Below are 8,138 nucleotides of genomic sequence, written 5' to 3' on the forward strand. Positions count from 1 at the left end.
TGCTGGCGCTCTGCCTCGATAGAAGCATGTGCTGCTGCAGTAATGCGAGCTGCTTCTTCCGTTGCCTTAGCGCGAAGTTCTTCAACGATCGCGGCTCCTTGAACACGTGCTTCTTCGCGAAGACGTGAGGACTCATCACGAGCTGATGAAAGTTGTTCGTTGTATGAAGCAAGTGCACGCGCAGCTTCTAGCTGTGCCTGCTCTGCCTTCTCCATGCCACCCTGAATAGCTGCAGTGCGCTCCGCATATGCCTTTTCAAACATAGGAACGACTTTGCTCTTCAAGACGAGGAAGAGAAGGATGAAGGCGATTGTGCCGACAACGATCTCAACTGGATGAGGGATCAATGGGTTGATGTGTTCTTCAACCACCGCGACCTCTTCCGCAAAGTTAAATAGATGCATTTTTTCTCCTTAGGGAGTTACCGAAATTGATAAACCGATTAGAGAACGAATGCGAGAACGAGACCGAAGAGTGCAAGTGCTTCTGCCATAGCGAATCCGAGGAACGCGATTGGCTGAAGGACGCTGCGTGACTCTGGCTGGCGAGCTACACCGCTGATGTAAGCAGCGAAGATCAAGCATGTTGCGATTGCAGGTCCGATTGCAGCAATGCCGTAACCGATGACGTTAAGTGAGCCTGTCATGTTTCTACCTTTCTTACTGAAGAAGCGAAGTTACTTCCCCAATTCTTATTGTTTGGTGCTTGTTTAGTGTTCGTCAGCCAATGAGCCAGCGATATAGAGAGCGGTCAAAAGTGTGAAGATGTAGGCCTGAAGGCACTGCACCATAAATTCAAAGAATGTCAGCGCGATGCCCATTGTGAAAGCAAATGGCGACACAACCTTCAAACCAATAACGCCCTGTAAGAGGTGCTCTCCACCGAGGATGAAGACGAGCAGGAGCAAGTGGCCAGCAAACATATTTGCGAATAGACGAAGGCCAAGTGTGAATGGGCGAACGATGAAGAATGTCGCAATTTCAATCGGTGTCAGAAGAACGTAGATAGCCTTTGGAACACCTGGCATAAATGCAATGCCCTTGAGGTAATGGCCAAGACCCTGCTTCTTGATTCCAACGAAGTGGTAGACAAGGTAGGTCAAAATCGCGAGCGCATATGGAAAACCAACATGTGACATTGCTGAGAATTGCAACAGAGGCACAATGGAGAAGACGTTATTGACTAAGACAAATGTGAAGAGTGTGAAGAGATACGGCACAAAGCGCATGAACTCTGGGCCGAGAATGTCTTTTGCAAGGCCGTTACGAACGAAGTCGTAGATAAGTTCGCCTGAGAATTGAAGCTTTCCAGGAACTACGAGCGCTTTGCGTGAGGCTGCGACGAAGAAGATTGAAATCAGCACTACTGAAAGTGCAACGAGCAATACCGGTTTTGTCAGCCACTCAATGTTGTGAAATATCGGAGGAAGATCAAAGTCTTTTACGCCGGGAGGGGTAAATCCCTCTTCACCGCTGAGCTTTAGATGCATCGCCATCCCTCAGATTTAGTAGGTCTGGAATCCTTCCAGACGTGGCAAAGATTAGGGGTTATCGCTATTCCCGGCCAAATCGAAGCCATATGAGGTACAACGCACCGCCCATGCCTAAAAGGAAGCCGACCAGGGTCAGATAAGAGGTGTTGAAGTACCTATCGGCGAGATATCCAGCGCCTCCCCAGAAGAGAAGACCAGAGAGCATGTAGCCGACGATGGTCCAGAGGGCATCTGCCTCGCGATTTACTGCCATGGGTCCTCCTCGAAATTTTAGGGCTGGCCGCTTACGAGCGGTCGGGCAATTGTAGGTGAAGTTTGAGGGCCAGATAAGCCCTGATCTCTCCCCCGAGCCAGGCGAAGGTCGCAGCGACAGCGCTCAGGGCAAAGGCTTTGCGGTCGCAGGTATCGACTGAGACGAAGGTGGTCACGAGCCACAGGAAGACTCCGAGCAGCAGAACCTTGGCCATATAAGAGAACATGGCAAGAGACATAGTCATCACGGGATCAAGGTCGCGAGAAAGACGTGCGACCCCAATATTGGCGGCAAAGAAGATGACGACAACACATTGGGCAAGTAGCGCGCCGATAAGTCCTGCGCTGCCCTTAAGCCATGTTGAAACTCCGATCGAAATACACCCAATAAAAATTGTTGGAATTACTGCACCGCGCAGAAGCGCTCGCTCTGTACTCATGCGCTTAAGACTTTCTCTTTATTTTTGTGAAGCTCCGGACGCTTCTTCTGAAAAGTGAGTGTGCAGGTCAAAAGAACCGCGAAGACAATGGCTGCAACCCACAACGGTGTAAATGCTGAGATAGATACCGGAAAGGCGATTGTTGCAGTCCAGAAATACATGATCAGAGCTGTGCGTGCTTGCGAATTTCCTGAACGCATAATGCGATGGTGAATGTGTTCTTTATCAGATGCGAATGGTGACTTGCCTGCACGCAATCGTCTGATGATTGCAGAAAATAAATCAATCAATGGAAGAGCAAGCACTGCAAGTGGTAGTGCTAGCGGCAAGAGCGTGGGGCCGAGCTTTTCGGCTGAAATTGCATTGGGATCGATTTGGCCTGTCAAGGTGATTGCAGATGCAGCAAGGAGAAGTCCCAAGAGCATGGATCCTGAATCGCCCATAAAGATTCGCGCCGGAAAAGCATTGTGTGGCAAGAATCCAATGCAGACACCGATAATGATGGCGGTAATCAGTGATGGCGAACCTGCGCGGTTAAAGCCATAAATAACAGCTAATAAGTAGGCAAAAGCGAAGAAGGCAGCCCCCGAGATAGCGACGATTCCTGCCGCCAAACCATCAAGGCCATCGATGAAGTTCACTGCATTGATGGTGACGAGAACGATTGCAACTGTGAGCAGCTGTCCAATGCTCGGTGGCAGTGTCATTACACCATTAATTGGAAGCCAAAAAATCTGAACTCCGTAAATCAATAAAATTCCTGCAGCGAGTGCTTGACCAGCAAGCTTTGTCAACGCATCGAGTTCAAAGCGATCATCGACCATTCCTAAGAGAACAAGAAACGTTGCGGCGAGAAAGATTCCGATGGATTCGCGCGTAAAAGATTTGCCGACGAGAGAAAGATGGTTCACCATCGCAAAGGTGACTGCCATACCAATCCACATAGCAAGCCCACCCCAGCGAGGTGTAGGAGTCGTGTGCACATCACGTTCGCGAATCTTTGCAACTACACCAAAGCGAATTGCCCACTGACGCACAAATGGTGTGACGACATAACAAATCACAGCAGCAAGCAGAAGTGTGACGAGGTACTCGCGCATCTTTTTCTACTACCTACTAAGCCTGGTAGATAGGAAACTTTGCGGTGAGGGCATGCACCTCTGCCTTGATTGCAGCGTGTGCTGCAGCATCATCGCTCTTGATTGCGCGAGAGATTAATGAGGCAATTGTCTTCATCTCATCAACGCCCATACCTTGAGTGGTTGTTGCAGGTGTTCCAACTCGGATACCGGAGGTCACAGATGGCGCCTCAGGATCAAATGGGATTGAGTTCTTATTAAGAACGATTCCTGATGCTCCGCAGCGCTCGTCAGCTACCTTGCCATTGACGCCGGTTGAGCGAATATCAATCAGCGCCAAGTGAGTCTCAGTACCACCAGAGACTGCGCGCATTCCTTCTGCCTCAAGCGCTGCAGCCAACGACTTGGCATTGACGATGACATCCTTTGCATACTTTTGATATGCAGGTGTTGCACACTCTGCGAGCGCGACCGCCTTACCTGCGACTGCAGACATGATTGGACCGCCCTGCATTCCTGGGAAGACCGCCTTATCGATTGCAGCTGCATGCTCTGCCTTTGTCAGAATCATTCCACCGCGTGGACCTCGTAAAACTTTGTGCGTTGTAAATGAAACAACATCTGCATAGGGAACAGGTGATGGGATTGCCTTGCCCGCAACGAGACCGATGAAGTGCGCTGCGTCGACCCACATGATTGCGCCGACTTCATCGCAGATTGCGCGAACCTTCTCGAAATCAATCAGTGATGGGTAAGCAGTAGCACCAGTACAAATCATCTTTGGCTTATTGGCAATTGCAAGGTCGCGTAGCTCGTCATAATCAATCAACTCGTTATCTTGGCGAACACCATAAGAAACAACGTTGAACCACTTTCCAGAGAAGTTGACCTTCGAGCCGTGGGTGAGGTGGCCACCATGCGGAAGTGACATCGCAAGGACGGTATCTCCTGGCTTGGTGAATGCTTGGTAGACAGCGACGTTTGCACTTGCACCAGAGTGTGGCTGCACATTTGCGTGCTCTGCGCCGAACAGTGACTTTGCACGGTCGATCGCGATGTTTTCGGCAATATCAACCTCTTCGCAGCCGCCGTAATAGCGCTTTCCGGGATAGCCCTCGGCATATTTATTGGAAAGAGTTGAACCAAGTGCTGCCAGAACGGCACGAGATGTGAAATTCTCTGATGCAATCAGCTGCAGGTTGGTCTGCTGGCGCTTGAGCTCTGACAACAAGACAGCAGCAATTGCAGGGTCCTGCTGGGTGAGAAGTTCGAAATCTGGGCCGTAGAAAGTATTGGACATGGCCTTAGCCTATTGGTTACTCCTGAGAAAGGGCAGGTACTACTGCTGCGAGTGCCTCACGAGTAATGGCACCTTCTCGAATAATGGTCATGCCGCTGCTATCGGCTTCGATAATTGTTGTGGCAGGACCTTCTGGCAATTCTCCTGCTTCAAACATCACCGCAAGATCTGATTCGAGAACAAATATGCGAGCGGTATCTCGTGCAGGTTTCTGTCCTACACGCGCTGCACTGGCAGAGGCGAGTGGCCCTGTCTCTTTCAAGAGCGCTGAAATAAATGGAGAATTTGGAACGCGCACACTAAAGCGATCGAGTGATTGGTTATCTCCGAGATTCCAGCGAAGTCCCATATTGGGACGTAAGTTAAATGAAATAAGTCCTGGCCAAAATTCATTCATTAGCGCACGTGCATCTGCAGTGACATCGCGCGAGAGACCTGTAATTGTGTCGCCAGAGTGAATCAGAACTTGTGCCGCGACACCTAGCGCATCACCGCGAAGAACGTGCATCGCGCGAACTGCGAATTCTGAGAATGCATCTGCTAGAAAGACGTAACCATGTTCGAGCGGTGCGCAAATGATGTAACCGTCTCGGATAGCTTTGACACCAATCTCAATGGCCTTGGCCATGTGAGATCCAGGAACTAGCGCAACGTGATCTTTGATGTCGCCTTCAAGAAGATTGACTTTCTCCATAGCGCGATTATCTCCTGATACCTGTCGTAAATCGAGGGCGACCTACCAAGTCATTATGCAAAGTAATCTCGCTGAAATCTTCTGCCATCGCTTCCGCAATAGCGTGAGGCTGGCTCTCATGGTGTTCGATTGCAAGGAAACCACCAGACTTCAATAAACGTGTTGCAGCTTCGATAAATTGACGAGGAATCTCCATGCCATCTGAGCCACCGAAGAGAGCAACTGTTGGCTCGTGCTCTGCAACATCGCGAGGCAGCTCCTGGCTATTGGGAATGTAAGGAGGGTTGGCGATCACTACATCGCATTTGACGCCGATAAGAGCGTCCTTCACATCGGATTCAAGGATGCGCACAGTCTCGTCGATACGAGAAACATTCTTACGAAGCCACTCGAGTGCACCTGGTTCTCTCTCAACAGCGATTACATGAGTCTGCGGTGCCTCAGTTGCAATAGCCAACGTCAGTGCGCCAGAACCTGCACCAAGATCAACGACGCTAATTGCCGCTTCAGTTCGAGATTCGATATTTTTGATTACCGCTTCAACGAGAAGTTCGCTCTCTGGTCTCGGAACTAAAACCCCTGGACCTACTTGAAGCTCAAGGTAGCGAAAGTACGCAGTGCCAGTTAAGTATTGCAGCGGCTCATGGGCTGCACGTCGATCCAGTAACTTCCAGAAGCTCTCTTCAATGATGGCGGTGTCGCCGATTGCTGTTATGGCATTTTCTACCGCGAGCGGATTGTGGAGCTCCATCCGCGAAATGCCGAGAACATGCGCAAGGAGATGTTCTGCATCTACTTCTGGATAACCTGCTGCAGCTAATTGTTCTTTGCCACCGCGCAAGAATTCTTTGAAAGTTAGCTCCATGGCGAATTAATTTGTTGCAGAGAGCTTTGCTGCCTTATCGGCATCGAGGAGAGCTTGAATCACATCATCAAGGTCGCCATTGAGAACTGCATCCAAATTATTAGATTTGTAATTGACGCGGTGATCGCTGAGGCGATTTTCTGGGAAGTTATAGGTACGGATTCGCTCAGAGCGATCGACTGTACGTACTTGGTTCTTACGCTCTGCAGAGGCGGCAGCTTCAGCCTTCTCCTGTGCATCGGCGAGAAGTCGTGCACGCAGGATGCGAAGCGCTGACTCCTTATTTTGAAGCTGTGATTTTTCATTCTGACAAGAGACAACAATTCCGGTTGGAACGTGAGTCAATCGCACTGCTGAGTCAGTGGTGTTAACTGACTGCCCACCAGGGCCAGATGAGCGATAGACATCAACGCGCACATCATTCATATTGAGTTCAACATCGACTTCTTCAGCTTCTGGCAAAATCAATACTCCAGCAGCTGATGTGTGGATGCGCCCTTGGCTTTCGGTCTCAGGAACGCGTTGCACGCGGTGCACGCCACCTTCAAATTTCAAACGTGCATATGGTGATTCTCCTGGCTGTGGAGTTCCCTTTGATTTGATCGCCATCGAAATATCTTTAAAGCCACCGAGATCTGCTTCAGTAAGGTCGATGATTTCAACTTTCCAATTGTGCTTCTCCGCATAACGCTGATACATACGAACCAAGTCACCAGCAAAGAGTGCGGATTCATCGCCACCTGCACCTGCTTTAACTTCCATGATGACATCGCGATCATCGTTAGGGTCACGTGGAAGGAGTAGTTCTTCTAACTTCTCTGCTGCAGCCTCGACTGTTGCCTCCATCGCTGGAATTTCAGCTGCAAACTCTGGATCCTCGGCGGCCATTTCACGTGCAGCAGCTAAATCATCATTGGCGCTCTTCCAGGCATTGAAGCCGGCAACAACGGGGCCAAGTTGCGCATATCGACGTCCAAGTTTGCGAGCATTATTTTGATCTTCATGAATCGAGGGATCAGCCATCTGCTTCTCAAGTTCTTGATATTCACGCACCATCTCATGGGCGGATGCAAAACGATCATCGCTCATCTGACTTCTCCTCCCAATCTCAATACTTCTTTTGATACTTATAGAAATAAAAAAGACCGCGCCGCAACCCCTTTAAGGGCTGCGACAACGGTCTCTTTATAAAAGCTACTTCTTACCGAAACGCTCTTCGAACTTCGCGACGCGTCCACCAGTATCAAGGATGCGCTGCTTACCTGTGTAGAACGGGTGGCAGACTGAACACACTTCAACGTAGATAGATCCACTAGGCACTGTTGAACGAGTTACAAACTTCTCGCCGCAACCACACGTTACCTGGGTCTCTTTATATTCTGGGTGGATCTCTGGCTTCATAGTGATTCCTTTTCATCTGTCTGGGTCCGGCTCTTGAATTTCTCAAAAGCTGCGGTGAACCAGAAGGGGCTTGCTCGGTAGGTGCGTAATTCTCCCCCAAAAGCACTCAACCGCCAAATTCACGAGGAATTAAGGCGGTTGAGGCTCTTTCAAGAGGCTCACAGTGCGAGCCGAGGGGAAGTTAGCTCGCTGATTTTGTTGGCTTCACTGGTGGAGTTGGACGTGCACCAATAAGTGGTGTTGCTGGTGCTGCTGGTGCTACGCCGAGAGCAACAATGGCTGCATCTCGCTTTGATGTAGCTGCTGCTACCGCTGTTCGGTATGCAGTGTTAGCTGCAAGCTTTGCTGCATCAGTTGTTGCTGCCGCAATTGCTGCCTCGCGAGCAGTCTTTGCAGCTTCGAGTTCTGACTTGTAGGTCTTGAGAATATTTGTACGAGTCTCGTTGTAAGCCTTCTTTGCTGCCACAAATGCTTCTACTGCAGCCTTGTATTGGGCAGCATTTGCTTTGCGGTTGGCAATATATGTAGCAACGAGACTCGTACAAATATTCTTAAGACCTATAAGTCAGAACTCGAAGCTGCAAAGACTACTCGCGAGGCAGCAATTGCGTCAGC

Annotated in this window: 12 protein-coding genes; all 12 read right to left on the reverse strand. The window is 49.8% G+C overall.

What is annotated here, in order from left to right; translation table 11 throughout:
* Nucleotides 1-404, reverse strand: a 404-nt coding sequence (locus ACKOVI_RS05370) for a F0F1 ATP synthase subunit B family protein (RefSeq protein WP_509603047.1), incomplete at its 3' end; no start/stop codon positions are given.
* Nucleotides 405-442: 38 nt separating this feature from the next.
* Entirely contained in the window at nucleotides 443-646 is a 204-nt protein-coding gene (locus ACKOVI_RS05375; RefSeq protein ID WP_509603048.1) for an ATP synthase subunit C-like protein, read from the reverse strand.
* Between the two features lie 63 nt (nucleotides 647-709).
* Nucleotides 710-1,489 carry a F0F1 ATP synthase subunit A gene (gene atpB / locus ACKOVI_RS05380; RefSeq protein WP_509603049.1) on the reverse strand — a complete coding sequence of 260 codons (780 nt, stop codon included), beginning with the start codon at nucleotides 1,487-1,489 and terminating at the stop codon, nucleotides 710-712.
* A 64-nt stretch (nucleotides 1,490-1,553) separates the two neighbouring features.
* Nucleotides 1,554-1,745 carry a hypothetical protein gene (locus ACKOVI_RS05385; protein WP_509603051.1) on the reverse strand — a complete coding sequence of 64 codons (192 nt, stop codon included), beginning with the start codon at nucleotides 1,743-1,745 and terminating at the stop codon, nucleotides 1,554-1,556.
* Nucleotides 1,746-1,776: 31 nt separating this feature from the next.
* The gene (locus ACKOVI_RS05390) at nucleotides 1,777-2,184 is read right to left on the reverse strand and encodes a Cg1360 family ATP-synthase-associated protein (protein WP_509603053.1); all 408 of its coding nucleotides are present in this window, start codon (nucleotides 2,182-2,184) and stop codon (nucleotides 1,777-1,779) included.
* Nucleotides 2,181-3,284 carry a glycosyltransferase family 4 protein gene (locus ACKOVI_RS05395; protein WP_509603054.1) on the reverse strand — a complete coding sequence of 368 codons (1,104 nt, stop codon included), beginning with the start codon at nucleotides 3,282-3,284 and terminating at the stop codon, nucleotides 2,181-2,183. The genes ACKOVI_RS05390 and ACKOVI_RS05395 overlap by 4 nt, the downstream gene beginning before the upstream one ends.
* 16 nt (nucleotides 3,285-3,300) lie before the next feature.
* Entirely contained in the window at nucleotides 3,301-4,563 is a 1,263-nt protein-coding gene (gene glyA / locus ACKOVI_RS05400; RefSeq protein ID WP_509603055.1) for a serine hydroxymethyltransferase, read from the reverse strand.
* A gap of 16 nt (nucleotides 4,564-4,579) precedes the next feature.
* On the reverse strand, nucleotides 4,580-5,257 hold the full coding sequence (locus ACKOVI_RS05405) for an L-threonylcarbamoyladenylate synthase (RefSeq protein ID WP_509603056.1): 678 nt from the start codon (nucleotides 5,255-5,257) through the stop codon (nucleotides 4,580-4,582).
* Nucleotides 5,258-5,264: 7 nt separating this feature from the next.
* Nucleotides 5,265-6,122, reverse strand: a complete 858-nt coding sequence (gene prmC, locus ACKOVI_RS05410) for a peptide chain release factor N(5)-glutamine methyltransferase (RefSeq protein WP_509603058.1) — start codon at nucleotides 6,120-6,122, stop codon at nucleotides 5,265-5,267.
* Between the two features lie 6 nt (nucleotides 6,123-6,128).
* Complete coding sequence (gene prfA / locus ACKOVI_RS05415) at nucleotides 6,129-7,211, reverse strand: peptide chain release factor 1 (protein ID WP_509603059.1); 1,083 nt, start codon at nucleotides 7,209-7,211, stop codon at nucleotides 6,129-6,131.
* Nucleotides 7,212-7,316: 105 nt separating this feature from the next.
* Nucleotides 7,317-7,523, reverse strand: a complete 207-nt coding sequence (gene rpmE, locus ACKOVI_RS05420; protein ID WP_509603060.1) for a 50S ribosomal protein L31 — start codon at nucleotides 7,521-7,523, stop codon at nucleotides 7,317-7,319.
* 181 nt (nucleotides 7,524-7,704) lie between these two features.
* Nucleotides 7,705-7,989: a hypothetical protein gene (locus ACKOVI_RS05425; protein WP_509603061.1), complete on the reverse strand. Its 285-nt coding sequence runs from the start codon at nucleotides 7,987-7,989 to the stop codon at nucleotides 7,705-7,707.
* Between the last annotated feature and the right edge of the window lie 149 nt (nucleotides 7,990-8,138).

This window comes from Candidatus Planktophila sp., assembly GCF_046070465.1.
Classification (GTDB): Bacteria; Actinomycetota; Actinomycetes; order Nanopelagicales; family Nanopelagicaceae; genus Planktophila.

Excerpts from the sequence above, each read along its gene's own strand:
- ACKOVI_RS05375 (WP_509603048.1), bottom strand. The coding sequence starts at position 646 with ATGACAGGCTCACTTAACGTCATCGGTTACGGCATTGCTGCAATCGGA.
- atpB (WP_509603049.1), bottom strand. The coding sequence starts at position 1,489 with ATGCATCTAAAGCTCAGCGGTGAAGAGGGATTTACCCCTCCCGGCGTA.
- ACKOVI_RS05385 (WP_509603051.1), bottom strand. The coding sequence starts at position 1,745 with ATGGCAGTAAATCGCGAGGCAGATGCCCTCTGGACCATCGTCGGCTAC.
- ACKOVI_RS05390 (WP_509603053.1), bottom strand. The coding sequence starts at position 2,184 with ATGAGTACAGAGCGAGCGCTTCTGCGCGGTGCAGTAATTCCAACAATT.
- ACKOVI_RS05395 (WP_509603054.1), bottom strand. The coding sequence starts at position 3,284 with ATGCGCGAGTACCTCGTCACACTTCTGCTTGCTGCTGTGATTTGTTAT.
- glyA (WP_509603055.1), bottom strand. The coding sequence starts at position 4,563 with ATGTCCAATACTTTCTACGGCCCAGATTTCGAACTTCTCACCCAGCAG.
- ACKOVI_RS05405 (WP_509603056.1), bottom strand. The coding sequence starts at position 5,257 with ATGGAGAAAGTCAATCTTCTTGAAGGCGACATCAAAGATCACGTTGCG.
- prmC (WP_509603058.1), bottom strand. The coding sequence starts at position 6,122 with ATGGAGCTAACTTTCAAAGAATTCTTGCGCGGTGGCAAAGAACAATTA.
- prfA (WP_509603059.1), bottom strand. The coding sequence starts at position 7,211 with ATGAGCGATGATCGTTTTGCATCCGCCCATGAGATGGTGCGTGAATAT.
- rpmE (WP_509603060.1), bottom strand. The coding sequence starts at position 7,523 with ATGAAGCCAGAGATCCACCCAGAATATAAAGAGACCCAGGTAACGTGT.